Here is a 25,315-nt window from a genome sequence, read left to right on the forward strand (position 1 = left end):
TAGGGGTGAGTATCATGAAAAAGTTTATTGTAACTGTAATATCTTTAATAATGATCCTAGGATTAATTGTTATAGAGCCTAGCTTAATTAATGCTAAAGAGAAACAAGAAGGGGAGCAATTAAAACCAATTGAAAAGTTAAATAAAGAGTTGAAAAAGAAAGGAAAAAAAGAAATAACTGAAAAAAAATACTTTGAACTGGCTAATAAGGCTTTAGAAGAGGCAAGGATTAAAGTGAATAAACAACTCGAAACAGGTAAAACAGAGATCAGTGTCGAAGAAAATATTGGTGAAGAAGATTTATATGGAAGTGTTATACTTGAAACCCAAGAGCTTAATTCAATTTCAACCAAGGATTTCACTACACAAGCTAATAAAAAGAAAAATTACTCTCATCGAATTACTATGAAGGGTTTTGCATATCAATTTACTATGAGAACCTTTGGTACATTCACCTATGGCAAAAACAAAAAAGGAAATGCTGTAGTAAAAGGGTATTCTTATCAATGTGATGCACAAACAGGTTGGCCCTATAGCGCCTCTGATAGTGTTAAGGCTTACAAGATAGATCCTAGTTATATTAAAGTAGTGAGTAAAGGCACATTCACAGCTCTTTTTCAAGCAGTAAAATATCATGGCTATATTGATATTGGCTTATATGGTTCAGGGACATACAGGGTTTTAAGAGCGAAATTCGATTATTAATTAGAACTAAAATATGAAAGGTCTTGAGAGCTCAAGGCCTTTCGATATTATTTTTTATGGAGGGATTTAATAAAATGTTAATACTTGAAACAATTATAGGTTATGGCTGTTTTCTAGTTGTTAATGTTATTTATGATACATATATAAGAAAGCTTAAATCTCCTTTTGTTTCTTTAGCTATAGTTTCTTTAATTCAAACAATAATTGCATTGGGTATATACTTCGTTTTTTGATACGGCCATAATTTAAAATTAAATTTATATTACTTTCTAAAAAGTTACTCGTTGTCTGACTTGTGTTAGTTCTCCGCATAGGACTACAAAGTTGCGGGGCAAGGGCAAGCTGAAAGGATGTGACTTATATCCTTAAACTAAAAATCATTTTAGGATATGAGTCACTATCTGTAAAAACCCGCCAGACGCTGTCTGGCGGGTTTTTGTTAATCTTTAATTTTGAATTTCTGGATCAGGTGCTGCAGCTCTTCGGCGTTTTGCGCAAGGATTTGCGACGCGGCGGCGATTTCCTCCATTGAAGCAAGCTGCTCCTGGGTCGCCGCACTAACCGTTTGCGTGCTTTCCGCCGCTGTCTCGGCTACTTCTTTGACGCCGGTAATGGCGGTTTCAATTTCACTTGTCCCTGCCGTCAGGTTTTTCACTAAGTTTGTCACGTCATTGATCTGTGTGACGACCTCTGTTATCGAATTCTCGATCTTGTGGAAAGCGCCTCCGGCTTCATTGACGACAACGAGTCCTTCTTTGACTTCGCCGGTTGCCGAAATGACCGTGTTCATCGTTTGCTTCGTATCATTTTGAATGATGGCAATCAATTTTGTAATCTGTTCTGCGGAACGGGCCGATTGTTCGGCTAATGTTCTGACTTCATCCGCGACAACGGCAAAGCCTTTTCCTTGTTCTCCCGCACGGGCGGCTTCGATTGCCGCGTTTAAAGCAAGCAGGTTCGTTTGTTCAGCGATGCTCGTAATCACTTCGGTAATATTCCCGATTTCATTGGAGCGCTCTGTTAAATGTTTAAATGCTTCTGAGAGGGAGACCACCGTTTCATTAATAGACTGCATCTGAACGCTGACTTTATTAATGGCTTTCGTGCCTTCAAGCGACATCTGCGCCGTCTGGTCAGCGGTTGCGGCCGCTTTTTCGGCATTGGAAGAAATCCTTCCGGCGAATTCCGTCATTCCTTTAATAACGGTTCTGCTGTTTTCTACGCTGTCCGCCTGTTGTTCTGAGCCTGCTGCAAGCTCTTGGATTGTCGTTGAAATGTATTCGCTGGCTTTCGTGCTTTCATCCGCGCTGGCGCTTAGCTGCTGAGATGATGAAGCGACTTGATGAGAAGTTTCGCCAACTGTCTCAATGATCGCGCGAACGCCTGTTACCATTTTGTTAAACGATGCTGTTAACAATCCCAATTCATCTTTCGATTGATATGTTCCTTCAACTGTAAAATCGCCTTGCTCCGTTTGCGCAAATAATGCCTGAATATCTTTAATCGGCTTTGCGATCAGTCTTGTCATCAGAAGGCCGATAGAGACGGATAAGACAAGGGAGGCAGCCATCACAATGATGAGAAGCATGATGATCGAACCGGCTTCTTTAGAATCTTGCTGATAGATGGTTTTTGCGCTTTCGGAATTTAAGGTTTGGATCTCTTCGATTAGATGGCTGACGGTTTCTCTTTGAGGCTCCATATCTTTTAGATAAACGTCATATGCTTCCTTGTTTTTATTATCCATCGCCAAGCTGCGCATCTGTTTGCCGATGTTCTGTAATTCCGTGTATTCGCTTTTGAAGCTTTCGTATTTCTCTGATAGACTTCCAGCTAAATTCAGCTGATCGATTTCTTCCATGACGGCCGTGTTTTCTTCGTTTTTTTCGTCAATGTTTTTTTGCAGTGTTTCATTTCGGCTGTTGTCTTTCGTCACCATCAATTCAAAATTGTACGTATCAAGTTCAAGGTTGTTCGCTCTTAATGTTGCAAATAATTGATTGGGGATTAATTGCTCTTGATAGATAATCTCCGAACCCTTTGAAATTTTGCTTAAACCTCTGATCCCCTGGATGCCGACTATCGACAAAGCAAGCGCCGAAATGATGATAATGATAAACAGCTTACTTCTGATCTTTATATTTTTAAGTAGTTTCATATGTTTTGCTCCCATTATTTATTTACTCATACTATCGGCTTTTTTAAATTGCTTTTGAAGACATTTATAATAAATGTGCAATATCCAAGTTAAGGGAGCGGACTATGTTCTAACAACAAAAAAACCCCATAAAAAAGGGGTTTAAACAAGTACTTTTGCGAAAAATTCTTGATATAAAGCGCGGACGGCCTGTTTTTCCTGAGCTTCTTTGACACCGAACATCATGCTGACTTCTGATGAGCCCTGATTGATCATTTCGATGTTAACATGGGCCTCAGACAGCGCTTTTGACGCTCTCGCTGTTGTTCCGACATTATGGCGCATCGCTTCGCCTACCACCATGATTAAGGCAATATTGTGTTCAATTGTCACTTCATCGGCATCCAATTCTTCCTTGATCCGCTTGGCGATCCGTTGTTCAATCGCTTCATCCATTTGATCCTGCCTTAAAATAATCGTGATATCATCGATGCCTGAAGGGATGTGCTCATATGTCAGCCCGTCATCTTCAAGAATTTGCAGAACGCGTCGCCCAAATCCGATTTCGCGGTTCATCAAATATTTGCTGATGTATATGCTGCAAAAGCCGCTGTCACTGGCGATTCCGACGACTGGGCCATTGGTGTTGTCACGCTCTGCGACGACTCTTGTCCCTTCTGCAGCCGGATTGTTCGTATTTTTGATCTGAACCGGAATACGTGCGCGGAAGGCCGGAATCAGAGCTTCATCATGAAAGACGGAAAAGCCGGCATAGGACAGCTCGCGCATTTCCCGATATGTCAATTCGCGAATTTCTTTAGGATCGGGAACGATCGATGGGTTGACGGAATATACGGCATCAACATCCGTGAAGTTTTCATACAGCTCCGCTTTTAAGCCGTTGGCCAAAATGGAGCCCGTAATATCTGATCCGCTCCGCGAGAACGTAATGACTTCGCCTTCCTGGTTAAAACCGAAGAAGCCCGGAAATACGATGATGCCCTCCTGCTGTCTCAGCCGAAACAAATTGTCATACGATTCGGGCAGCACTTGGGCGTTCCCCGGTTCACTCGTAACGAAAAGCCCGGCATCTTTTGGACTGACATAATGGGCTTCAGCACCCCGATGCCGGAAATAAGCAGCCACCAGCTTGGCATTGTTATCCTCTCCGCTTGCTTTTATCGCATCGATATAGCGGTCGGGGTCTTGTTTCTCACCTTCAAGCAGATGAAGCAGGTCGGAATGGATGAGATCGATCACATCTTCCGGAAGTCCCAGCTCCACTGCGATGTCGGCATATCGTCCAACAATTGTTTTAACAAGCTCTGGCGCTTCTCCTGATAATAAATACTGCTTGGCGCAGGCAATTAACAGATCAGTGACTTTCGTATCTTGTGCATGCCGTTTCCCGGGTGCTGATACGACGACAGCTCTCCTCTCAGGATCAGAAATGACGATTTGAAAAACCTTTTCAAGCTGAGCCCCTGTTGCTAACGAACTGCCGCCAAATTTAACGACTTTCATTCATGACATCTCCTAAAGTTTAAATTTTCACAATAAATTTAATTTTTATTATCACGCTTTTTACGAGAAGAATCAAGGTTTTTCTTTTCTGAATAAACAAATGTGTTTTTGAGGAGGACTTTATCGTGAGAAATCGCTTCAAGTCCGCGTTTTATCTAGATTGATCATATTGACTATGTGTGAAAAGATGATAATATAATGAAAGGCCCTTATTGATAATGATAATCATTAGCGCTCGGCGCGAGGGGTATGTTTTTGTTGTGCAAGGAGGCTTTTGCAGCATGAAATTACGGTATTTATTGCTACTGCTCATCATTCTTTCTTTCTGTTCTATTTTCATCGGCGTTAAGGAATTGTCGCCTCTCGATCTTTTTCAATTGAATGAGGATGAAATCCAAACGCTTTACATAAGCCGGATTCCGCGTATGATCAGCATTGTGCTCGCGGGAATGAGCCTCAGCATCTGCGGATTGATGATGCAGCAGCTGACGCGCAATAAATTTGTCTCACCGACTACAGCCGGAACAATGGATTGGGCGAGACTCGGCGTCATCATAGCCATCTTGCTTTTTTCTTCCGCCGGCATTTTTGTAAAAATGCTGTTTGCCTTTGTTTTTGCACTGATTGGCAGTTTTCTGTTTGTTAAAATTTTGGACAGAATCAAGTTTAAAGATGCCGTATTTATCCCTCTTGTCGGCTTAATGCTAGGAAGCGTTGTCAGCGCCATCTCCATTTTCATGGCTTATCAGTATAATCTCATTCAAAACGTCAATGCATGGTTTGAGGGGAATTTCTCGCTGATCATGAAGGGGAGGTACGAGCTTTTATACCTGAGTATCCCGCTCGTTATCATTGCCTATCTTTTCGCCAACAAATTTACCGTGGCCGGGATGGGGGAAAGCTTTGCCGTCAATCTGGGACTGAATTATAAGCGGGTCATCAATATCGGGCTGATCATTGTATCTGTTATCTCATCCGTCGTCATTCTGACGGTCGGCACGCTTCCATTTCTGGGTCTGATCATTCCAAACATTGTCTCGATCTACCGCGGGGACCATTTGAAAAACAGTCTGCCTCATACGGCAATGCTCGGCGCCGTTTTTGTCCTGATATGTGATATTTTGGGCCGGCTCGTCATCTATCCGTATGAAATTTCTGTCGGCTTGATGGTCGGCATCATTGGAAGCGGCGTTTTTCTTTATTTGCTTTTAAGGAGAAAAGCCTATGCGTCATAAACAAAAAATGTTCGTACTGATCATCATCGCAGCTGTCTGCATCGGCTTATTCCTTTTTTACGGCCTGCCGTCCGTCTGGGAATATGCCCTGCCGAGAAGACTGACCAAAGTGTTGGCTATTATCATCGTGGGTACAGCGATAGCATATTCTTCGATGATTTTCCAGACGATCACAAACAACAGGATTTTAACGCCCAGCATTCTCGGACTTGATTCGCTTTATGTGCTCTTGCAAACGGCCATTATTTATTTTTTCGGTGCTGCGCAATTGGCCGACCTTGGGAAGATCGGCAACTTTCTCTTATCGACGGGCCTGATGGTCTGCTTTTCATTTGCGCTGTTCGCCCTGATGTTCCGCCGCGGAGGGAAGCACATCTTTTTGCTTCTGCTTGTGGGCATCGTGTTCGGCACTTTGTTCAGAAGTTTGTCTTCCTTTATGCAGATGCTGATTGATCCGAACGAATTCCAGGTCGTCCAAAGCAAGATGTTTGCCAGCTTCAACAATTTGAATACGGACATTTTATGGCTCGCCTCGGTCATTATTCTGGCGGTTCTTGCCTATGCATGGCGGTTTAATCCGTACTTCGATGTGCTGTCGCTCGGCAGGGATCAGGCCGTCAATCTTGGGGTGGATTATGACCGGACCGTGAAGAAAATGCTGATCGTGATCGCCGTGCTTGTTTCTGTATCAACCGCGCTTGTCGGACCTATCACCTTTTTGGGGCTTCTCGTTGTCAATGTGGCGAGGGAAGTGTTCAAAACATATAAGCACAGCATCCTGATTCCAGGAGCGGTTTTGTTCAGCATCATCGCGCTTGTCGGGGGTCAGTTCATGGTTGAAAAGCTGTTTGGTTTAACGGTGACTTTGGTTGTGATCATTGATTTTATTGGCGGGATTTATTTTATTTACCTGCTGCTGAAGGAGCGTAAATGATGATAGAAGTTCAACATGTCAATAAACAGTACGGAGGCCAAACCGTTGTCGAGACGACGTCGCTGGCGATTCCAAAAGGGAAAATCACATCTTTTATCGGTCCGAACGGAGCGGGTAAAAGCACGCTGCTTTCCATGATCAGCAGGCTGATCGGCATGGATTCGGGGAAAGTCCTGATCGACGGCCAAGAAATCAGTGCATACAAAAGCAATGACTTGGCTAAAAAAATCAGCATTTTAAAGCAGTCCAATCAGATCAACGTCAGGCTGACCGTCAGAGAGCTGGTCAGCTTCGGAAGATTTCCTTATTCACAGGGAAGACTGACGAAAGAGGATTGGAGATACGTTGATGAAGCGATCGAATATATGAAACTGAGAGACATTGAATATAAACATTTGGATCAATTGAGCGGAGGTCAGTGCCAGCGGGCGTTTATCGCGATGGTCATCGCGCAGGACACCGACTATATTTTGCTGGATGAACCATTGAATAACCTTGATATGAAACATTCTGTAGATATTATGAAACTTCTGAAAGACCTCGTCGCAAAGTTTGGCAAAACGATTATCATTGTTATTCATGACATCAACTTTGCCTCGGTTTATTCAGACAGGATCGTCGCCCTGAAAAACGGGCGGATCGTAAAAGAGGGGCCGACGGAAGATATCATTCAGACGCCGGTGCTGAAAGAAATCTATGATATGGATATCCCGATTCAGCAAATCGGAGATCAAAAAATCTGTGTTTACTTTAAAGGATGAGGTGATTGTAATGAAAAAACTATCATTATTTTTCATGGCGTTAATAACAGTGCTCGTCATTGCGGCGTGCGGGAGCAAATCTGCGGATTCTGATGGAAAATCTGATTCAAAAAAAGAAGAAACGGTTTCGATTAAACATAGCAGCGATACAACAGAATTCCCGAAAAATCCGAAAAAAGTCGTTGTCTTCAACTTCGGAATGCTTGATACATTGGATGAACTGGGACTGAGTGATCGTGTTGTCGGTCTTCCAAAACAGAATCTTCCTTCATATCTTAAACAATACAAAGATAGCAAATATGAAAGTGTCGGCGGTCTGAAAGAGCCGGATTTTGAAAAAATTGCAGAGCTTGAGCCTGACTTGATCATCATCGAAGGCAGACAGTCTGAACAATATGACGAATTTAAAAAGATTGCTCCAACGATCGACATCCAGCTTGACCAAAAAAACTACATGGAAAGCTTTAAAGAAAATACCGAAAGCATCGGAAAAATCTTCGGCAAAGAAGATGCTGTGAAAGATGCCCTTGCGAAAATTGATGACCAAGTAGAGAAAGTCAATAAATTGTCGAAAGAAAAAGGCGGAAAAGGATTGGTCGTCCTGACGAGCGATAAACAAATCAGCGCTTATGGAAGCGGCTCTAGATTCGGTTTGATCCACGACGTGCTCGGCGTTGCACCTGCTGATCAAAATATCGATGCTTCCCTTCACGGCCAAAGCGTCTCTTCTGAATATATTTCAGAAAAAAATCCGGATTACCTGTTTGTCATTGACAGGAGCGCTGCCATCGGTGAAAAAGGATCAGCTAAAGAAGTGATCGAAAACGACATTGTAAAATCAACAAACGCGTATAAAAACGGACATATCACATACCTTGACCCTGGCTACTGGTACTTGTCAGGCGGCGGTCTTGAGTCTGTGTCTGAAATGACGAAGGAAATCGAAAACGGTTTGAAATAAACAAGCAGGCAGCCGGCAAAGGTCCGGCTGCTTTTTTGTGCACTTTACATAAAAAAAGACACAAAAAAATCGCCCAATCGTTTAAAATAAAGTTACCACAACAAAACCTTAAACGATAGAAGGCGCTTTTTTTGTACCCAAAAGGCTGGCTTAAAAGCAGTATGGATTTTTCCGGTCTCATTCCAGAGAATCATGTTGTGAGCGAAATGGTCGACCAGTTGGACGATCAGCTCTTTGACGAGTGTACAAAGAAGGCGGACGCCCTGCAATTATTCTAGATTGGCATGTTTTCCATACATTTTATTTGTATCTAATCCCTTTTTCTCCATAACTCTTAAGATAACTGCATCATAAAAAAGCAAAAGGGTTTGCTCAAATAGTGACCCCATTGGTTGAATGGTTTTATAATCGCTATCGGTTCGGTCTTTGGTTGCCCCAGGTAGTTGAATCGTAAAATGAGCAAGTTTTCCAATCGTGGATTCTGGCACTAATGTAACAGCGGCAATGGTTCCGCCAATACTTTTTGCTTTTTCGGCAATGGTAACTAAACCCTTCGTTTCTCCTGAACCTGATCCGATAATTAAAATATGATTTTCTTCAAAGTTCGGGGTCACCGTTTCACCTAAAACATAAGCGTCGATCCCCATATGCATCATTCGCATAACAAAGGATTTTGCCATAAACCCTGATCTGCCAGCTCCAGCTACAAAGACCTTTTTGGATTCAAGAATTTCGTCTGCTAATTTTTCAGCTTCCTCATCAGCGATTAAGTCTACTGAATGATTTAGCTCTTTCATGATTTCTTGTAAAAATTCAGTGGTCTTCATCGTATTAACCTTGCTGAATCATTTCTTGCATTTTTGCTGCAACAGCTTTTTTATCCGCTTGTCCAGCAATTCCTCCACCAACAATAACTAAATCCGGTTGGGCTTTGATCACTTCTGGTAGTGTTTCTAGTTTAATTCCGCCAGCGATAGCTGTTTTAGCATGTTTAACAACACGTTTTATTGTTTGAAGATCTTCGAATGAGTTCTTGCCAACGGCTTGAAGATCATAACCCGTATGTACACAAATGTAATCTGCACCGAATGTGTCCAGCTCTTTTGCTCGTGCTTCGATATCTTTCACCGCGATCAAATCAACAAGAACCTTCTTCCCTTGATTTTTCGCTTCTTCAACAGCACCTTTAATCGACTCATCTTCAGCCACACCTAGAATCGTAACGATATCCGCATTTGCTTCAGAAGCTTTCTGTACTTCATACGCTGCAGCATCCATTGTTTTTAAGTCAGCCAATACTTGCAATCCGGGGAAAGCTTCTTTTATTTCCTTCACAGCTTTAAGGCCTTCAATTTTAATAATTGGTGTACCAATCTCTACGATATCAATATGTTCTTCTACCTCTTTGACTACTTCCTTCGCTTCCGGAATGTTGACAAGATCTAACGCTAATTGTAATTTCATTGATTATTGCCTCCTACTATTTTATTTAGGCAGATTTTTATCAAATCACTTAAGGCTTCCTAATGAAAATCTGTCATAATCTATAATAGAGACAAAACTTTATCTATGTAAGTAGGCACTTTTTTCTGATATAGTATCTTAAAATAGACTAATGCAAGAGAGAGGGATTGGATGATTACTAAAACACTCAAAGGAATATATCCTGAAAAAGAATTAACATTGTCTATCCTAGAGGGGAAATGGAAACTTACTCTTTTATGTCATTTAGGTTTAAAAGGGACAAAACGCTTTTGCGAGCTTAAGCAATTAACACCTAAAATCACACAACAAATGTTAACGAATCAACTTAGAGAATTAGAGGAAAACGGACTCGTTCATCGAGAAGTATATCGTGTTGTGCCTCCTAAAGTAGAGTATTCCTTAACAGAACAAGGGGAAAGCTTATTGCCCATTCTAGATATGTTATATGACTGGGGAAAAAAACATTTAGAACATATGACGGAAAAGGATGACGGCATGTATTCTGAGAAGAAAGTCACATTGTCTGTGATAGAGGGTAAATGGAAGCTCATTATTTTATGTCATTTAGGCTTAAAAGGAACAAAGCGATTTGGAGAACTTAGAAAACTAATTCCTAAAATAACGAAGAAAATGTTGACGACTCAACTTAGGGAATTTGAAGAAGACGGACTCGTTCATCGGGAAGTATATCCAGTTGTTCCCCCTAAAGTAGAGTATTCCTTGACAAAACAAGGTGAAAGTCTATTTCCAATTCTAAAAGCATTAGAAGATTGGGGGCGCAATTATATGGAACAACATTGTGGAATTGAATGACGCTGGTTGAATTAAAAAAGGAGCAGCATACCACAGGTTATACTCCCCCTTTTTTAATTCAACCAATAAAATACTATATATTTTCCCATAGATAATCGATAAAGAGGCCATGTCCTACTCTCTTAAAAATTCGTTTTTTCTACGTCTTTGCTTACCATATCATCATCTTCTTCACTGTCGATTATCCAGCTTTTCTTCTCTTCATCGCCCTGCCTGAACGCCGCCGTTATCACATTTAAAAGTAAAAATGACAAAATCCTAAAACTTTAAATCGTTTTAGGATTTTGTCAACAATTTAACACCAGTTCAATCTGAACTGGTGTTAAGCATTCAGCGCGCCGGCTGCTCCTGTTTCTGCGGTTTCTTTTTCAGCGTAAATGAGAGAATAAACCCGATCAGCGCCAAAACAGCTGCAACGATAAAGGCTGAGTTCATTCCGTGAATCATTGCGTTTATCGGGCTTGAGGTGCTGGCGTTTTTGGCCGAACTGCTCATGACCGAGATTAAAACAGCTGTACCGATAGATCCGCCGATCTGGCGCATCGTATTGTTCATTGCCGTACCGTGCGGGATGAGATGATTCGGCAGTGCGTTGATGCCCGCCGTTGTCAGCGGCATCATAATCATTGATGTACCGATCATCCGCAGCGTGTAAATCACGACAATGAATGTGAGTGATGTATCGATTTTCAGATCCGCAAACGGAATCGTTGTTAACAGCAAGGTGGCAAAACCGATGATGGCCAGGCCTTTGCCGCCGATCTTGTCAAAAATCCTGCCGATGATCGGAGACATGATGCCCATTGCGATCGCTCCGGGAAGCAGCATCAAACCGGAATCAAAAGCTGTAACGCTTCTAGCGTTTTGTGTATATAGCGGCAAAATCGTTTCCGTACCGATCATTAATGCAAAGACGAGCATTCCCAAAAACGTAGTGATGCTGAATGTCCATGATTGGAAAACGCGGAATTCGAGTATCGGTCTTTCGATCTTCATTTGTCTGATGATAAAGAAGAGTAAGGCGATGGCGCCAATGATAAATGAAGTGACAACGGTATGGCTTCCCCAGCCGTCTGAACCGGCGCTGCTGAATCCGTATAGCAATCCGCCGAAGCCTAAGCTGGACAGGATAATGGAAAGAATGTCCACAGATGTTTCTCTCAGTTTTGTCACGTTTTTCATCAGTATGATGACCAGTACAAGGTCAATAAGTGCAATTGGCAAAATAATATAGAATAAGTATCTCCAAGTAAAGCTGTCGACGATCCAGCCTGACAGTGTCGGCCCGATGGCAGGGGCAAAGGCGATGACCAAGCCGACCATTCCCATCGCTGATCCGCGTTTTTCAACCGGGAAAATCGTTAAAAAGATCGTTTGCATCAACGGCATCATAATCCCGGCGCCTGCGGCCTGAATAATCCGCGCAGTCAAGAGAATAGGGAAGTTAGGCGCAATCGCGCCGACGACCGTTCCGGCCGCAAATATGCTCATCGCTGTGATGACGAGCGCGCGGCTTGAAAACTTCTCAATTAAAAAGGCGGTAATCGGAATGAGAATGCCGTTCGTCAGCATGAACGCTGTCGTCAGCCATTGTCCTTTTGTTGCATCTATGTTCAAGTCTGACATAATGTGCGGCAGTGCGGTCACTAAAAGCGTTTGATTCAAAATCGCGATAAACGCTCCAGCCAAAAGCAAACCTACGATGATTTTTCGATTATATGTGTGCTGTTCAGTTTCTGTATTCATGTGAAATCCCTCTTATTCTTTCATACATATGGTTTTGATTTGTGAAATGTCATGCTGCAGCCCCTCGATTTTTCCCAAGTAATCGAGAAGGGCCCGTATTAAAAACGGACGAGGCTCTTTTTCGAACAATTCCTCGCTAAGCAATCCTGCTGCAGACAGCAGTTCTTTGCTTTCAACGTCATCCTTTGAAAGCGAGGAAATCGTATCTTTCAATTTTTGCAAATGCTCGGCCAGTAATTCTTCCTTTTTCGGCGGACGGCAAAAGGCCACATTCATATAGGCGGCAATCACATCATCATTTAATGATGTTTTCTGATCTCCAGCCCGCTTTTTTTGGATGTACAAATCCATCACAGTCATGATAAAACGGGGAATCGTTTCAACATCCGGCTGTGTTTTTTCGATAGCGACTAAGAAAAGAAACTCCCTCATCAGGCCGTGAAAAATGATCACGAGATCCCATATAAACGGCTGCACCTCTTCTCCATACGCTTGAATAATGGAATCTCTGTGCCAGCTGATGATCATGGACTTCGTCTGTTTGAGGTGTTTTCTAAAAACGGAGGTATCAGGAGAAGAACCATCATTGGACATGAAGTTGATAAATTGGCGGTTTTCTCTGAACTCCGTAATTTCAAGGGCGATTTTCTTAGCAAATCTCTCTTTTGGCGTCAAAGAGGTTTCCGCATTGATTTTAGCGGATTTTTTCAGCATTTGTTGCTTATTGAAGTTGCTTAATGCCAGCAGCAGTTCCTCTTTTGATTGAAATATTTTATAAATAGAAGCCTTTGACATTTTGCATTCTTCAGCGATCGCCTGCATCGAAACATTGATATAGCCTTTTTGGGCAAACAGTTTTTTGGCAGCTTCTATGATGTCTGCTTTTTTATCCTTCATCCTTACTCCTTCTCTCACAATGATAAAACTCATGAGTCACTAAAAAACCCATGAGTTTTCATAAAAGAAATATTAGCAGACCCATCAGGTCCGGTCAATCATTTTGTCTCGGATTATTTTTTAAGTGAATCCATTCTGCCGCATCATCATAAGAAAGCACATCATCCGTCATATGCTGAAAACGTCCATGACGGATGATGTCTTCGCCGATCTTTTTCAGCAATGTCAATCCGGCTCTGAAAGGTGCAGATCCGCAGCTGATTCTCTCAATTCCGATTTCAGAAAGAAGTTTTAATGAAGGGGTAGACGCACCTGCCAGCAGATTGAGCGGACCGGAAATGCCTGTTCTCAGTTTTACGATGGTTTCAGTATCTTCAACCCCGGGGATAAATATGCAGTCTGCACCCGCTTGCCGGTATAGATTTGCCCGCTCGACGGCTGACTGGAGGCGGAAGCCGGGATCGCCTGCTTTTAGCCAATACACATCAGTGCGTGCATTGATAAAAAGAGGAACATTCAGATCTCTGACCGCCGCGATTTTTTTAGCCTGCAATAAAACATCACTCAGGGGCTGATCGGGATTTCCTGTTCCATCTTCAAGATTAATGCCGACAACACCGGCTGCAATGACTTTTCTGACATGATCAGCGACTTCTTCAGGTGATGTGCCGTATCCTGCTTCAATATCTGCACTGACGGGAACATCGACTGAATTAACGATCGTTCTTAATGTTTCAAGTAATTTTTCAAAGGGGAGGTTTTCACCGTCTTTACAGCCCCAAGACATGGCGATCCCGGCGCTTGTTGTGCCAATGGCTTTAAAACCGTTTTGCTGAAATGATTTGGCGCTTGCCGCATCCCAGGCATTCGGGAGTACAAAGGTGCCAGGCTGATGATGGAGCTGCTGAAAGGCCTTAAATTTCGTGAATTGCTTCATATATTCCACTCCTTTTGTAAAACATTTTAAATGTTATATCTTTCGATGCTCATCGAAATGTGGAATGTGAAGCATGAAAAAAGGCTATCGCTTACCGATAGCCTAAAGGTTTCTATTCGAGTTTAAAGCCTTGCTTCTCAAGCATTGCGCGGATGTGCGGATAATACACGCGATTGTAATAAGCGGAAATGCCTTGTGACCAGTTTCTTGATTCCTGTCCGTTTGTGCGCTGTTTCATGTATTCGGACATTTCTTCATCGTACGCGTCAATCAGCGGTTTTACATCTGAATGATATGTTTCGCTGTGTCTCACCGCTTGTTCAGGCAGGCGCGGCTTTTTCGCAGAGCGGTCCGCCGGATGGCCGACGACAAGGCCTGCGACAGGAAAGACATATTCGGGAATGTCGAGCAGCTCAATCAGTTCTTCAGCGCGGCCGCGGACTGCGCCGATCGGAACAGTGCCAAGTCCCAACGATTCGGCGGCAGCTGTTGCAGTTCCGAGGGCGATGCCGGCGTCGACTGCACCGACGAGCACGGATTCGACTCCGTCTGTTATCGCAAGGTTCTGGTCGTTTTTCTCAAGAGCGATTTTCGCCCGGTTGAAATCAGCGCAGAATAAGAGGAAAACGGGAGCTTGTTCGATCCAGGTCTGTCCTCCGGCCAGTTCGGCAATTGTCTTTTTCCTTTCCTGATCCTGAACGGTGATAACGGTAACCTGTTGGCCGTTGATCGATGTCGGAGCGGCTTGGACGGCTTCGATGATGCTGTCCAGCTGCTCCGGGTTGACGGGCTCATCAGTATAGCTGCGGATGGATCTGTGGTCTGTCAATGTTTTCAATACTTCATTCATGTTTTTCGCCTATCCCTTCTTCATTTAAGTCGTTTGGGTGCGTACCACATTGAGCGGCTCAGCTAAAAGATCGCCTGCTGCTTGAACAAACGTTTGAAAATGCTCTGTCTGATTATGGGCATTAAGCACTTCTTCGTCTTTCCATTGTTCAAGCATGACAAATGTATTGGCATTTTCCACATCCTCGAACAGCTGGTATTGAGCGTTCCCTGCTTCAGCTCTTGAATGCTTCAGCAATGGCTGCACGCTTTCTAGAAATGATTCGCGCTTTTCTGGTTTTACTTTCATGTAGGCTTGCAATACGATCATCGGATAAAACCTCCGTCATTAAATTTAGAATACCTTTTGCCTTATGTTGTATACATTCGGTTTATTGTTCGAAAGTCATCGAACAATTGAATCGTATCATGGAGATCATCTGGCGGCAACCATTTTGCATTTTAGGGCAATTGTCTTGAAGTGAAGATTATGATACATTTAACCCATGAAAACACATGACATGAAGTTAATCTCCGTTCTTCAGGCGCTGAGTGATCCGGTCAGACTGGAAATTGTCAAAGCTTTGGCGGAAACAACCGAAAAAACGTGCGGTGCCTGCACCAATCTCAAAGTCGCTAAATCAACGCTGTCCCACCATTTCAAAGTGCTTAGGGAGGCAGGCCTTCTCCAAGTGCGGATCGAAGGGAAGCATCATTACTATTCGCTTTGCAAAGATGAGCTTGAACAGCAGTTTCCGGGATTGATCTGTGCGGTCCTTCATGTTGACAAAGAACGGTGGTAAGCTTGCGGCGCCTCATACCGAAACTGAATTTCGGGGCTAATTGGATACCGGCAGACGGACTCTGCCGGTACATTTGTATTATCCGCACACCGCTTGATAAAGCTTGACAACGCCTTCATCAATTTGATCCATGCCGATTTTTGCAAATCCCAACACAAGAGACGCCGTTCCGGTGCGAATCTCTTTCATACTATTTAAACTAAACCGGTTCATGCCGTATACTTCAACCCGGTTTTCCCTGGCCCTCATCAATATCTCTTCTTCACTGCGTTCTGTTTCAAAATCAGCCACAAAATGCAGCCCTGCGCTCGCGCCTTTGATTTTCACCCGTCCTGTGAAGGTTTTCTCAAGGCTGCCGATCAGCCTTGTCCGTTTCTCCTCATAAATCTGGTTCATTTTTTTGATGTGCTTTTGATATTCCCCTGATTCAATCAATTCCTGAAGCGCAAATTGCGTCAGGACGCTGCTTGATTGAATCGAAAAATGATGCCTTTTTCTGTAGCGTTTCAAAAGCTTTTGCGGAAGTACCATATAGCTGATTCTAAGGCCGGGAAGAAGCGACTTTGAAAACGTTCCAATGTAAATGACTTTTTCAGAGCGGTCAAGGCTTTGCAGAGCCGGGATCGTATCGCTGCCGTATTTAAACTCGCTGTCATAATCATCTTCAACTATATAGCGGTCTTCTCCGTCAGAAACCCAGTTCAAAAGCTGAATCCTTCTTGATACAGGCATGATGATTCCCGTCGGAAACTGGTGTGAAGGCGTGACAAACAGCACGTCGGGGTCCAGGGCTTGAATATCGCCGATTCGTATTCCTTTATGATCAAGACCAATCGTGACAACCCGTTTGCATTCATTTTTCAACAATTGATAAATGCGGCTGTAGCCCGGCTCTTCCATCGCATATAAAGCGGATTCCGGAAGAAGATCTTGAATGATATGAATGAGCGGCTGAGTGCCGGCGCTGATCACGATTTGCTCCGGGTGGCACTTGACACCTCTCGTTAAAGCGATGAATCGTGCGATCGTTTGACGCACTTGGTAGACGCCTTGAGGATGCGTCATTTCCCCGAGTTCATCGGTATGGGAAGCGACGGCTTTTTGCTCACAGCGAAGCCATGTTTTGAAAGGGAAATGAGCCGTATCAACGCTCATATGAGAAAAAGAAATCCAGCCGCTGCCTCTGTTTTCTCCTTCAGCCAATTCTTTTTCGAGCTGGAGCGGCTTTGAATGCTCGGTGGCGTGGAACGTTTCGATCTGCTCCACAAAAAAGCCTTTTCTTTCCTTTGAATAAAGGTATCCTTCGGCAAGAAGCTGCTGGTAAGCTGCATTGACGGAATTAATGCTGACGTTCAGTGCTTTGGCAAGCTCGCGTTTTGAGGGCAGCTTTTTGCCGGGCAAAAGATTTCGGCTGAAAATTTCTTCTTTGATTCTTTGATAAATTTGATGATAAATATAATCCGCGTCTTCAGAGCGGTCAATCGGTATTGTGATCATAGCGCCTCCTTCTGGTACCTTGAAAAATAAAAAGTTGGTACTTTTCATCATACCAAATAATATTCAGAATAATAAGAAATAAAAAGGGGGAGAGATGATTCATGAGTCTTAACACAACAGCATTCACTACGAAAGATTGGCAGGCAAAACGGGATCAATATGTGGCAAGAGGGGTCGCAAACGGCAACCGCCATCTTGCAGCAAGGGGAGAAGGCGCGGTTTTATATGATATCGACGGCCGGCGTTTTATCGATTTCGCAGGAGCGATCGGTACAATAAACGTCGGGCATTCCCATCCGAAGGTCGTGGAAGCGGTGAAGCGGCAGGCCGGCGAGCTGATCCACCCCGGCTTTAATGTCATGATGTATCCGGCATATCTGGAGTTGGCGGAAAAGCTTTGTCAGCTTGCACCAGGCACTCACGATAAAAAAGCCATTTTCTTAAACTCGGGGGCAGAAGCTGTCGAAAATGCCGTGAAAATCGCGAGAAAATATACAAATCGCCAAGCGGTTGTTTCTTTTACCCGCGGATTTCACGGCCGTACAAACATGACGATGAGCATGACCAGCAAGGTGAAGCCATATAAGTTCGGATTCGGACCATTCGCACCTGAAGTCTATCAGGCACCGTTTCCCTACTATTATCAAAAGCCGGAAGGAATGACTGATGAAAGCTATGATGACATTGTGATTCAGGCTTTTGACGATTTCTTTGTTTCTGCTGTTGCTCCGGAAACGGTCGCATGCCTCGTGATGGAGCCGGTGCAAGGAGAAGGCGGCTTTATCATTCCTTCGAAACGGTTTGTGCAGCATGTCGCCGGCTTCTGCCAAAAACACGGAATCGTTTTTGTCGCCGATGAAATTCAAACGGGCTTTGCCAGAACCGGCAAGTATTTTGCAATTGAGCATTTTGATGTGGTGCCTGACCTTGTGACGGTATCAAAATCGCTTGCCGCCGGCGTTCCGCTCAGCGGTGTCATCGGGCGTGCAGAAATGGTTGATGCCGCAGACCCAGGGGAACTCGGCGGCACATACGCCGGAAGTCCGCTCGGCTGTGTCGCCGCTCTGGCAGTGCTCGATATCATCGAAGCAGAACAGCTGAACAAGCGCTCTGAGGAAATCGGTAAAGTGATCGAAAATAAAGCGCTTGAATGGAAATCAACATACCCGCAGATTGGCGAAGTCCGCAGACTTGGCGCAATGGCGGCGATTGAAATCGTCAAGGATCAAGGGACACGCCAGCCGGATAAAGCGGCCGCGGCTAAGATGGCAAAGTATGCAAATGAACACGGCCTGCTGTTGTTGACGGCAGGAATCAACGGCAATATTATCCGCTTTTTGTCTCCGCTCGTGATCACGGACGAACTGCTTCAAGAAGGGCTCGGCATCATCGAAGAAGCGCTGGAACAACTCTAGTTTGACAGTTTCAACAAAGGGGGCGGATTTTCATGGGAAAATACGAAATGAAAAAGTCAATGTCGCAGACAGATGTGTTATTTTTGGCAATCGGAGCTATGCTGGGCTGGGGCTGGGTCGTTCTTTCAGGAGACTGGATTTTGACAGCCGGCTTTTTAGGCAGCACCATCGCGTTTATCATCGGCGGGATTCTTGTGATATTGATCGGTTTAACTTATGCGGAGCTTTCTTCTGCGATCCCGGAGACGGGGGGAGGACTGATTTTCGTCTACAGGGCGTTCGGGCGAAAGCCGGCGTTTATCGCGGCCTGGGGCGTGCTGTTCGGCTATGTTTCAGTGATCACCTTTGAAGCGGTCGCACTGCCGACTGTGATCGATTATGTACTGCCTGTTGAGCATCAAGGGTTTTTGTGGTCGCTCAGCAGCTGGGATGTATATCTTACCTGGGTTTTGATTGGTTCCGGAGGAGCGGTCATTTTGACAGCGCTCAACTATTTCGGCGTCAAGCCGGCAGCTGTTTTTCAGTCGGTCTTTACGATTGCAATCATCGCAACCGGCTTTCTGCTATTGAGCGGCGCTTTAGTAAACGGTGATTTTGAAAATGTACAGCCGCTCTTTAAAGACGGTTTTTCCGGAATGATGTCCGTCCTCGTCATGATCCCGTTTTTGTTTGTCGGGTTTGACGTGATTCCTCAGGTGGCGGCAGAAATCAATGCGCCGAAAAAAATCATCGGCAAAATTTTAATCATTTCGATTATCAGCGCGGTTGTGTTCTACCTTTTAATCGTTTTCGGCGTGACGATGGGATTATCTGAAAGCGAGCTGGCGGCGACTTCTTTGGCGACTGCAGACGCCATGGTCAATCTTCTTGGCAGCCAGATGTTCGGCACTGTCCTGGTACTTGGAGGTGTGGCCGGCATTATCACGAGCTGGAACGCGTTTATCATCGGCGCGAGCCGCATCTTGTTTGCAATGGCTGAAAAGGGGATGGTTCCGAAATGGTTCGGCTACATCCATCCGAAGTATAAGACGCCGACACATGCGATTTTGTTCCTTGGAGCGCTGGCGTTCTTCGCTCCGCTTTTGGGGCGACCCGCCCTCGTGTGGATCGTCAATGCCGGGGGAACCGGGATTATTGTCGGGTATTTGATCGTGTCAATTGCATTCCTGAAGCTGAGAAAAACAGAGCCGGACTTAAACAGACCTTATAAAATCAATAAGTGGAAAACAACGGGTTTATCTGCTATCCTCTTAAGTGTTATCTTTCTTGCCTTTTATTTGCCGGGCATGCCGGCCGCATTGTCGTGGCCGTATGAATGGCTGATATTGGCGGGATGGACATTGATCGGATTGATTTTATACAACAGCAATTCAAATCATAAAGGGGAGGAGATTCAACATGACCAGCATGCTAGAAGTGTTTAACCCGGCGACTGGAGAAAAAATCAAAGCGGTTCCCCGGCAATCCGGAAAGGAAGTCGAAGAAGCGGTCGAGCGGTCGCATGAAGCGTTTCAAACATGGTCCAAAACATCTGCTTCTGAAAGAGCGGGCTTGCTGAAAAAATGGTTTGACCTCATTGTGGAGCAAAAAGAAGAACTGGCGAAGCTGATTACGCTTGAGAACGGAAAACCTTATCAAGAAGCACATGGGGAAGTGATGTACGCCGCGGGCTATATCGAGTGGTATGCAGAGGAGGCGAAGCGCGTCTACGGCAGAACGGTTCCCGCATCTGTCACCAATAAGCGGATTGTCGTCACCCGTCAGGCTGTCGGTCCCGTTGCGGCCATCACGCCGTGGAACTTTCCGGCGGCGATGATCACGCGTAAAGCGGCGCCGGCACTCGCGGCGGGCTGCACCTTTATCATCAAGCCTGCTCCTGATACGCCATTGACAGCGCTTGAGCTGGTGCGCCTCGGACATGAAGCCGGCATTCCGAAAGACGTCCTTCAATGTGTAAACGGCGATGGGGAAGAGATCGGTTCTATTTTTACGAGCCATCCATTGATCCGCAAAATTACATTTACCGGGTCAACGCCTGTCGGCAAACATTTGATCAAAAACAGCGCCGATACTGTGAAGCATGTATCAATGGAGCTTGGCGGACATGCGCCGCTGATCGTTGATGAAGATGCAAATATTGACCTGGCCGTTCAACAGACAATGCTTTCGAAATACAGAAATGCCGGACAAACCTGTGTCTGTGCAAACCGTCTGATCGTCCATGAATCGATCAAGGACGAATTTGCAGAAAAACTCCGTGCAGAAGTCACCAAACTGAAAGTGGGGAACGGGCTTGACGAAGGTGTTTCAGTCGGTCCGATCATCAATAAAAAGGGCTTTCAGAAAATCGTCGATCAAATAAATGATGCGGTCGATAAAGGTGCAAAGGTTTTGATTGGCGCGGAATATGAACGTGATGATGAGAAATCATGCTATTTTGTTCATCCGACAGTACTGACGGATGTGGATGCTTCGATGACGATCATGCATGAGGAAACATTTGGTCCTGTTGCGCCGATTACGACTTTCAAAACATTGGACGAAGCGATCAAGCTTGCCAATGATACGCCATACGGCTTAGCCGCGTATTTCTTTACGGAAAACTACCGCCGCGGCATCTATTTGTCGGAAAACCTTGATTACGGTATTCTCGGCTGGAATGACGGCGGGCCGTCAACCGTACAAGCGCCGTTCGGCGGCATGAAGGAGAGCGGAATCGGCCGTGAAGGCGGACTGGAGGGCATAGAGCCTTATTTGGAAACGAAGTATTTGTCCATTGGTTTGGATGAGTAGTAACAGAGCAGAGCCCGTCCGGGGCAATCCGGGCGGGCTCTTTTTTACGCATTCACATTTTCGGCGCTCATTTTATTCTTTCTGGGCTGATAGGAGACGTAAAAAATGCCCAGCAGAAGAAGAGCAATGCCGGCCCATGAAATAAGAGGCAAAGACTCTCTGACAAGCGCGATCCCCAAAAGCGATGCGGTGAGCGGCTCGGCCAATGACAGGGTAACGGCTGTTGAAGCGGGTATTTTTGCAAGCCCTGCAGTAAACAAGAGATAGGCCGCTCCAGTGGCGATCACCCCGATATATACGCTCACAGCCATTCCCTGCACGGAGACGATCCAGCCAAGGTCATAGAGAAATAATAACGGCGCCAGCAGTACACCGCCTAAAGAGAAAACAACACCCGTAACAGCCTCAGGCTTTTGCTTCTGAAGAAGCTGTTTGCTAGTCAGCGTGTAAACGGCAAAGGAAAGCCCTGCCCCGAGCGCCAGCAAAATCCCTAAAAAGCTGCCTCCTGAGGAGGCGGATGGAATAAACAATAAAGATACGCCTGCTATTGCTGCCATCGTTGCGATCCACCATCTTGTCCGAGGGACCTTTTGATAGATGAGCCATTCGAGGCAGCCTGCGATAATCGGAGCGCTGCCGATCGCGACAACCGTTCCGACGGCAATGCCGGATAAGCTGACGGCTGAAAAAAAGAAAGGCTGGTAAAATGCCATGCTCAAGGCTGCGATGATGAGTGTTCGAACAGGCCAGCCTTCGCGTTTCAACTGTCCGCGGAAAGCCGCGAAAAGCAGCAGGGTTAAGCCGCCGACTGCCATTCTGACGGCGCCAAAAACGACGGGTGTCGCTTCTTTTGGCGCAAATGCCTGGGTTGTTCCCGTCGTTCCCCATAACATGGCGGCAAGCAAGACAAATAGAATGGATATCCTCATACTCTGATCTCTCCCCACGAAAAACTCGGTCATTAAGAGCTTTTTTTATTGTAAGACAAGTTTGACTTTTTTTAAATCGCCGTTGTATAAAAAGAGGCATGTTGATGAGATGACCGCGCCGACGGTGCCGGACTTTACGCCATTCGGGTTCCGCAAAAGGAATAGGCTAAAAATCGAAAAATAATGGAGGAACCGGATGAAGAAATGAAAGTTCGTTACAGGCGGATGTTCGAGGGGAAAACAAATGTTTAATAGTGAACAGAAAGCCATTGAGTACGCCATTCAAGAAGAAAATATAAACAGAAAAATAGATTTGAATGAAGAAACGTAATTGTTTTTCGATGCTCCGAATCGGACGGAAATGGCTCACTTCATTCATCAAAATAACAAATATCAATGGTGTCACAGCTTAAATCAGTCGTTTTGATATCGGATAAACCCAATTTAAACGCTTCTGATGAATTCAAAACCCCTTAAACTTAGGGATTGCTGATACAGGACACGATATTGCACAGACCGTCGATGAAAAAACGGGCATGTATTATGAGATTACGCCTGAATAGTCTGAGACGCCGCCTTTCCAGAAAGATGAGAGAGTTTAAAAAGGCTGCCGAGAACTCTCGACAGCCTAAAGCTTTTTTTACGATTTTTTTCTGCGTACTGTTACGAACAATGCCGTTCCCCCAAGCAATACGGCCAGGATCGACAAAATGAGAGAAGCGGTTTGAATACCTGAGTTTCCCTGTGTTTCTGCCGGACTCTCTTTTGTTGTCGCTCCATGTTCATCAACCGTTTCGTGTCCGAGCTTGGAAGCATCGACGATGTTTGTCATCGAGTGGGGGGTATCGGCGTCTTCATCACCGGTCCATTCGACAATGCTTCCGTCTTTATAATACTGGAAGGCGTCCCATGCGGCTTGCTGTTCTTTATCAGGGTTTTTCGCCGTGAAGGTAAACTGCTGGAATTGCCCTGGCTGAATGCCTCCGTCTTTAGCTTCCCATGTCACCCTTGTCACTTTTCCATCTTTTTCTTCAGTGCTCGTTTTCCAGCCGGGGACAGGCTCATGCTGCTGGAATTCAACGCCTTTCGGCATACTGAGAACGACTTTTGTCGTTGCAATATCTTTTTCAACCGGTACTTTGATTGTATATGTTTCCCATGATCCCGCCGCGGATTCGTCCGGTTTTACGGTGACGTGGGCGCTGACAGGTGTAGCAATAAGCAGAAGCGCTGCACATACGGCGCTTAAAAACATGTTTCGTTTAAACATTGACATCAAAACTCCTTTTTATTGATTTTTGCGTTAAAAACCGTTCTGATTTCATCAAATGATGCTGTTAATCCATGCACCCGGATTTTCCAGATACCTTCTTCGTTCAAGTTTAAATTTTTTGACTGGAACACGCCCTTTTCATTTTTGGAAAGGGTGAAGGTGCTTTCCTTGCTGTCGCCGAAAAGCCCTGTTTTCGAGACCGTTAAGTCGATTTTCTGAATATCTTTGATCACTTCTCCGTTCCGGCCCCTGACAATGACTTCAAATGTATTCGATCCGGGCATGTTCGGGCTGATTCTCAGTGACAGGGTTTCTCCGTCCGTCAGCTGTTTTGTTTCATTAAACGGCTGCGGAAGCGGTGCCGGCGGGCTTGGAATATTGGTGAAAACGGCTGTTGTCAAGAGAATGAGAAGTCCGATTGCCCACTCGGCTTTGATCGTGCGTCCAGAGTTTTTCGGTTTTTTTCTGAAGCGGACATAATGAAATGCTCCGAAGCCGATCATCACCAGGACGAGTGCTGATTTCATGAGAAGCGTTTTTCCGTAATGGGTCTCCAGAAGGTTATTCAATGTGTGCACAATGAAAAAACTGTTTAACAGTCCAGAAAACACGAGCATCCCTGCTGAACCAAGCGCCCATGGTGAAAAGCGTCTGATCGTCGCCCAAATGTGGTCTTTATCAGGCTTGAGCCAGTCTTTTCCGAAAAACAGCACAATGGCCGCGAGCCCCCCGGTCCAGACGGAAGCTGCCGTCAAATGAATGAAGTCCATAGCTGTCGTCATATAGCTGTAGCTCGTTGCAGCGGCATGGCCGGAAAGTGATTTCACAAATAAAAGACCCATAAACAGGATCATACCCGCTATGCCGTTCAACCGGCCGGTGTTCAGCGAGAAAACGGCAAGCAGAGTGATCAAGGCGATGTTGATCATCCATAACATCCCGCCTGTCGTATGCAGAAGCGTTTCCTTTAACAGCCCAGGCTGAAAGGCCTCTGCCCATGAAACACCAGCATTTGTTTTTGTCTGCAGCGGCAGCTGAATGATGATGGCAGCGCCGATGAAAAGGAGTGCGAGCTTCATAACCCGCTGAACGCGGCGGCGCCTGTTTTGCGGCCAGCCGTTTTCCGGACGGTGCCAGACAAGCTGAAAAAGGACTGCTCCCATGAACAGGGAAAAGCCTGTATAAAGAAGCGCGCGTTCGATGACGGTATCGGCCGAAGGCAGGATTGCCGAGCCGCTCTGCTGGTCTTTCGGCAATCCGCCTTGTATGTTCCCGATGCTGAATGGGATCGTTCCTGAAACGGGATGCCCGTCAGCTGAGACGGCCCGCCATTCAGCCGAATAAATATCATCCTTTAAATTGTTATTCAGCTTGACGGTCATGATTTTTGGGTTTTGCGGATCGATTTGAGTCTTGCCTGAATCGACGCGCTTGCCCGAAGAATTTCTGACCGTTATCGAATGAAACCCTTCCTGTATCGCTTCATTGAACTCAATTTTCATTTGGTCCGGCGCTTTTTTCAGCTCCTGGTTTTCTGCAGGCGCCGAATTGACGATATAAGCGTGAGCAAAGGCGGCTTTTGGCAGCAGGATGAAACAAAGAACGGCCATGACTGTCCAGAGTGTTGCTCTTTTCATAACATT

General features: G+C 45.1%; 23 protein-coding genes and 1 pseudogene. 11 read left to right on the forward strand and 13 right to left on the reverse strand.

Going from position 1 to position 25,315, the window contains the following annotated elements; translation table 11 throughout:
• The first annotated feature begins 14 nt into the window (after window positions 1-14).
• A complete protein-coding gene (locus RBH91_RS02550; RefSeq protein ID WP_307893370.1) occupies window positions 15-704 on the forward strand; it encodes a hypothetical protein in 690 nt (229 codons plus the stop codon).
• A 439-nt stretch (window positions 705-1,143) separates the two neighbouring features.
• Here RBH91_RS02550 and RBH91_RS02555 read toward each other — a convergent pair whose 3' ends face one another.
• Together RBH91_RS02555 and RBH91_RS02560 are read right to left on the reverse strand one after the other, a co-directional pair.
• Window positions 1,144-2,862 (reverse strand): HAMP domain-containing methyl-accepting chemotaxis protein, encoded by a 1,719-nt coding sequence (locus tag RBH91_RS02555; RefSeq protein ID WP_307893371.1) that lies wholly within the window; start codon window positions 2,860-2,862, stop codon window positions 1,144-1,146.
• A 141-nt stretch (window positions 2,863-3,003) separates the two neighbouring features.
• Window positions 3,004-4,365, reverse strand: a complete 1,362-nt coding sequence (locus RBH91_RS02560) for an aspartate kinase (RefSeq protein WP_307893372.1) — start codon at window positions 4,363-4,365, stop codon at window positions 3,004-3,006.
• A 281-nt stretch (window positions 4,366-4,646) separates the two neighbouring features.
• Between RBH91_RS02560 and RBH91_RS02565 the strand changes: the two genes are divergently transcribed.
• From RBH91_RS02565 to RBH91_RS02580, 4 genes are read left to right on the forward strand one after another with little or no spacing between them, the layout of a single operon-like run.
• Window positions 4,647-5,600 carry an ABC transporter permease gene (locus RBH91_RS02565; protein ID WP_307893373.1) on the forward strand — a complete coding sequence of 318 codons (954 nt, stop codon included), beginning with the start codon at window positions 4,647-4,649 and terminating at the stop codon, window positions 5,598-5,600.
• The gene (locus tag RBH91_RS02570; RefSeq protein WP_307893375.1) at window positions 5,590-6,534 is read left to right on the forward strand and encodes an iron chelate uptake ABC transporter family permease subunit; all 945 of its coding nucleotides are present in this window, start codon (window positions 5,590-5,592) and stop codon (window positions 6,532-6,534) included. The genes RBH91_RS02565 and RBH91_RS02570 overlap by 11 nt, the downstream gene beginning before the upstream one ends.
• Entirely contained in the window at window positions 6,534-7,295 is a 762-nt protein-coding gene (locus RBH91_RS02575) for an iron ABC transporter ATP-binding protein (RefSeq protein WP_307893376.1), read from the forward strand. The genes RBH91_RS02570 and RBH91_RS02575 overlap by 1 nt, the downstream gene beginning before the upstream one ends.
• Before the next feature lie 10 nt (window positions 7,296-7,305).
• Entirely contained in the window at window positions 7,306-8,256 is a 951-nt protein-coding gene (locus tag RBH91_RS02580) for a siderophore ABC transporter substrate-binding protein (RefSeq protein ID WP_307893377.1), read from the forward strand.
• A 269-nt stretch (window positions 8,257-8,525) separates the two neighbouring features.
• On the opposite strand, the gene hxlB is transcribed toward RBH91_RS02580, so the two are convergent.
• Window positions 8,526-9,083 carry a 6-phospho-3-hexuloisomerase gene (gene hxlB / locus RBH91_RS02585; RefSeq protein ID WP_307893379.1) on the reverse strand — a complete coding sequence of 186 codons (558 nt, stop codon included), beginning with the start codon at window positions 9,081-9,083 and terminating at the stop codon, window positions 8,526-8,528.
• A 4-nt stretch (window positions 9,084-9,087) separates the two neighbouring features.
• Window positions 9,088-9,720 carry a 3-hexulose-6-phosphate synthase gene (gene hxlA, locus RBH91_RS02590; protein WP_076761185.1) on the reverse strand — a complete coding sequence of 211 codons (633 nt, stop codon included), beginning with the start codon at window positions 9,718-9,720 and terminating at the stop codon, window positions 9,088-9,090.
• 171 nt (window positions 9,721-9,891) lie between these two features.
• Here hxlA and RBH91_RS02595 point away from each other — a divergent pair.
• Window positions 9,892-10,233: pseudogene (locus RBH91_RS02595) on the forward strand (winged helix-turn-helix transcriptional regulator); the annotation flags it as partial.
• On the forward strand, window positions 10,216-10,554 hold the full coding sequence (locus RBH91_RS02600) for a winged helix-turn-helix transcriptional regulator (RefSeq protein WP_223831685.1): 339 nt from the start codon (window positions 10,216-10,218) through the stop codon (window positions 10,552-10,554). The pseudogene RBH91_RS02595 and the gene RBH91_RS02600, both read left to right, overlap by 18 nt.
• A gap of 330 nt (window positions 10,555-10,884) precedes the next feature.
• Here RBH91_RS02600 and RBH91_RS02605 read toward each other — a convergent pair whose 3' ends face one another.
• From RBH91_RS02605 to RBH91_RS02625, 5 genes are all read right to left on the reverse strand, one after another.
• On the reverse strand, window positions 10,885-12,300 hold the full coding sequence (locus RBH91_RS02605; protein ID WP_307893380.1) for an MDR family MFS transporter: 1,416 nt from the start codon (window positions 12,298-12,300) through the stop codon (window positions 10,885-10,887).
• 12 nt (window positions 12,301-12,312) lie between these two features.
• Window positions 12,313-13,197 carry a TetR/AcrR family transcriptional regulator gene (locus RBH91_RS02610; protein WP_307893381.1) on the reverse strand — a complete coding sequence of 295 codons (885 nt, stop codon included), beginning with the start codon at window positions 13,195-13,197 and terminating at the stop codon, window positions 12,313-12,315.
• Between the two features lie 94 nt (window positions 13,198-13,291).
• Window positions 13,292-14,134 carry an isocitrate lyase/PEP mutase family protein gene (locus tag RBH91_RS02615; protein ID WP_307893383.1) on the reverse strand — a complete coding sequence of 281 codons (843 nt, stop codon included), beginning with the start codon at window positions 14,132-14,134 and terminating at the stop codon, window positions 13,292-13,294.
• A gap of 112 nt (window positions 14,135-14,246) precedes the next feature.
• Window positions 14,247-14,984 (reverse strand): NADPH-dependent oxidoreductase, encoded by a 738-nt coding sequence (locus RBH91_RS02620; protein WP_307893385.1) that lies wholly within the window; start codon window positions 14,982-14,984, stop codon window positions 14,247-14,249.
• 24 nt (window positions 14,985-15,008) lie between these two features.
• A complete protein-coding gene (locus RBH91_RS02625; protein WP_307893386.1) occupies window positions 15,009-15,293 on the reverse strand; it encodes a putative quinol monooxygenase in 285 nt (94 codons plus the stop codon).
• Between the two features lie 175 nt (window positions 15,294-15,468).
• Here RBH91_RS02625 and RBH91_RS02630 point away from each other — a divergent pair, with 175 nt between their 5' ends.
• Window positions 15,469-15,765: an ArsR/SmtB family transcription factor gene (locus tag RBH91_RS02630; RefSeq protein WP_307893387.1), complete on the forward strand. Its 297-nt coding sequence runs from the start codon at window positions 15,469-15,471 to the stop codon at window positions 15,763-15,765.
• A gap of 78 nt (window positions 15,766-15,843) precedes the next feature.
• Here the strand turns inward: RBH91_RS02630 and gabR are convergent, their stop codons facing one another.
• Entirely contained in the window at window positions 15,844-17,262 is a 1,419-nt protein-coding gene (gene gabR, locus RBH91_RS02635) for a MocR-like transcriptional regulator GabR (protein WP_307893388.1), read from the reverse strand.
• A gap of 101 nt (window positions 17,263-17,363) precedes the next feature.
• Between gabR and gabT the strand changes: the two genes are divergently transcribed.
• Genes gabT through gabD form a run of 3 tightly spaced genes read left to right on the forward strand, consistent with a single transcriptional unit; the run spans window position 17,364 to window position 21,470 of the window.
• On the forward strand, window positions 17,364-18,677 hold the full coding sequence (gabT, locus tag RBH91_RS02640) for a 4-aminobutyrate--2-oxoglutarate transaminase (RefSeq protein WP_307893389.1): 1,314 nt from the start codon (window positions 17,364-17,366) through the stop codon (window positions 18,675-18,677).
• A 32-nt stretch (window positions 18,678-18,709) separates the two neighbouring features.
• A complete protein-coding gene (locus tag RBH91_RS02645; RefSeq protein ID WP_076761195.1) occupies window positions 18,710-20,101 on the forward strand; it encodes an APC family permease in 1,392 nt (463 codons plus the stop codon).
• Window positions 20,076-21,470, forward strand: coding sequence for a succinate-semialdehyde dehydrogenase (gene gabD, locus RBH91_RS02650; RefSeq protein ID WP_076761196.1), 1,395 nt, complete (start codon window positions 20,076-20,078; stop codon window positions 21,468-21,470). Before RBH91_RS02645 ends, gabD begins: the two co-directional genes overlap by 26 nt.
• Before the next feature lie 44 nt (window positions 21,471-21,514).
• Here the strand turns inward: gabD and RBH91_RS02655 are convergent, their stop codons facing one another.
• The 3 genes from RBH91_RS02655 to RBH91_RS02665 all read right to left on the reverse strand — a co-directional run bounded on the left by RBH91_RS02655 (window position 21,515) and on the right by RBH91_RS02665 (window position 25,309).
• Window positions 21,515-22,399, reverse strand: a complete 885-nt coding sequence (locus RBH91_RS02655) for a DMT family transporter (protein WP_307893391.1) — start codon at window positions 22,397-22,399, stop codon at window positions 21,515-21,517.
• A 640-nt stretch (window positions 22,400-23,039) separates the two neighbouring features.
• Window positions 23,040-23,669, reverse strand: a complete 630-nt coding sequence (locus RBH91_RS02660) for a YcnI family copper-binding membrane protein (RefSeq protein WP_404802464.1) — start codon at window positions 23,667-23,669, stop codon at window positions 23,040-23,042.
• 5 nt (window positions 23,670-23,674) lie between these two features.
• Window positions 23,675-25,309, reverse strand: a complete 1,635-nt coding sequence (locus RBH91_RS02665; protein ID WP_404802465.1) for a copper resistance protein CopC — start codon at window positions 25,307-25,309, stop codon at window positions 23,675-23,677.
• Window positions 25,310-25,315: the final 6 nt, after the last annotated feature.

This window comes from Bacillus swezeyi (assembly GCF_030908325.1).
GTDB classification, from domain to species: domain Bacteria; phylum Bacillota; class Bacilli; order Bacillales; family Bacillaceae; genus Bacillus; species Bacillus swezeyi.

Bases quoted from the DNA above. Each gene is read 5' to 3' on its own strand.
- RBH91_RS02620 (WP_307893385.1), bottom strand. From the start codon at position 14,984: ATGAATGAAGTATTGAAAACATTGACAGACCACAGATCCATCCGCAGC.
- RBH91_RS02660 (WP_404802464.1), bottom strand. From the start codon at position 23,669: ATGTTTAAACGAAACATGTTTTTAAGCGCCGTATGTGCAGCGCTTCTG.
- RBH91_RS02570 (WP_307893375.1), top strand. From the start codon at position 5,590: ATGCGTCATAAACAAAAAATGTTCGTACTGATCATCATCGCAGCTGTC.
- RBH91_RS02550 (WP_307893370.1), top strand. From the start codon at position 15: ATGAAAAAGTTTATTGTAACTGTAATATCTTTAATAATGATCCTAGGA.
- gabT (WP_307893389.1), top strand. From the start codon at position 17,364: ATGAGTCTTAACACAACAGCATTCACTACGAAAGATTGGCAGGCAAAA.
- RBH91_RS02555 (WP_307893371.1), bottom strand. From the start codon at position 2,862: ATGAAACTACTTAAAAATATAAAGATCAGAAGTAAGCTGTTTATCATT.
- RBH91_RS02625 (WP_307893386.1), bottom strand. From the start codon at position 15,293: ATGATCGTATTGCAAGCCTACATGAAAGTAAAACCAGAAAAGCGCGAA.
- RBH91_RS02645 (WP_076761195.1), top strand. From the start codon at position 18,710: ATGGGAAAATACGAAATGAAAAAGTCAATGTCGCAGACAGATGTGTTA.
- RBH91_RS02665 (WP_404802465.1), bottom strand. From the start codon at position 25,309: ATGAAAAGAGCAACACTCTGGACAGTCATGGCCGTTCTTTGTTTCATC.
- RBH91_RS02630 (WP_307893387.1), top strand. From the start codon at position 15,469: ATGAAAACACATGACATGAAGTTAATCTCCGTTCTTCAGGCGCTGAGT.
- RBH91_RS02605 (WP_307893380.1), bottom strand. From the start codon at position 12,300: ATGAATACAGAAACTGAACAGCACACATATAATCGAAAAATCATCGTA.
- gabD (WP_076761196.1), top strand. From the start codon at position 20,076: ATGACCAGCATGCTAGAAGTGTTTAACCCGGCGACTGGAGAAAAAATC.
- RBH91_RS02560 (WP_307893372.1), bottom strand. From the start codon at position 4,365: ATGAAAGTCGTTAAATTTGGCGGCAGTTCGTTAGCAACAGGGGCTCAG.
- hxlA (WP_076761185.1), bottom strand. From the start codon at position 9,720: ATGAAATTACAATTAGCGTTAGATCTTGTCAACATTCCGGAAGCGAAG.
- RBH91_RS02655 (WP_307893391.1), bottom strand. From the start codon at position 22,399: ATGAGGATATCCATTCTATTTGTCTTGCTTGCCGCCATGTTATGGGGA.
- RBH91_RS02565 (WP_307893373.1), top strand. From the start codon at position 4,647: ATGAAATTACGGTATTTATTGCTACTGCTCATCATTCTTTCTTTCTGT.
- RBH91_RS02600 (WP_223831685.1), top strand. From the start codon at position 10,216: ATGACGGAAAAGGATGACGGCATGTATTCTGAGAAGAAAGTCACATTG.
- RBH91_RS02575 (WP_307893376.1), top strand. From the start codon at position 6,534: ATGATAGAAGTTCAACATGTCAATAAACAGTACGGAGGCCAAACCGTT.
- RBH91_RS02615 (WP_307893383.1), bottom strand. From the start codon at position 14,134: ATGAAGCAATTCACGAAATTTAAGGCCTTTCAGCAGCTCCATCATCAG.
- hxlB (WP_307893379.1), bottom strand. From the start codon at position 9,083: ATGAAGACCACTGAATTTTTACAAGAAATCATGAAAGAGCTAAATCAT.
- RBH91_RS02610 (WP_307893381.1), bottom strand. From the start codon at position 13,197: ATGAAGGATAAAAAAGCAGACATCATAGAAGCTGCCAAAAAACTGTTT.
- RBH91_RS02580 (WP_307893377.1), top strand. From the start codon at position 7,306: ATGAAAAAACTATCATTATTTTTCATGGCGTTAATAACAGTGCTCGTC.
- gabR (WP_307893388.1), bottom strand. From the start codon at position 17,262: ATGATCACAATACCGATTGACCGCTCTGAAGACGCGGATTATATTTAT.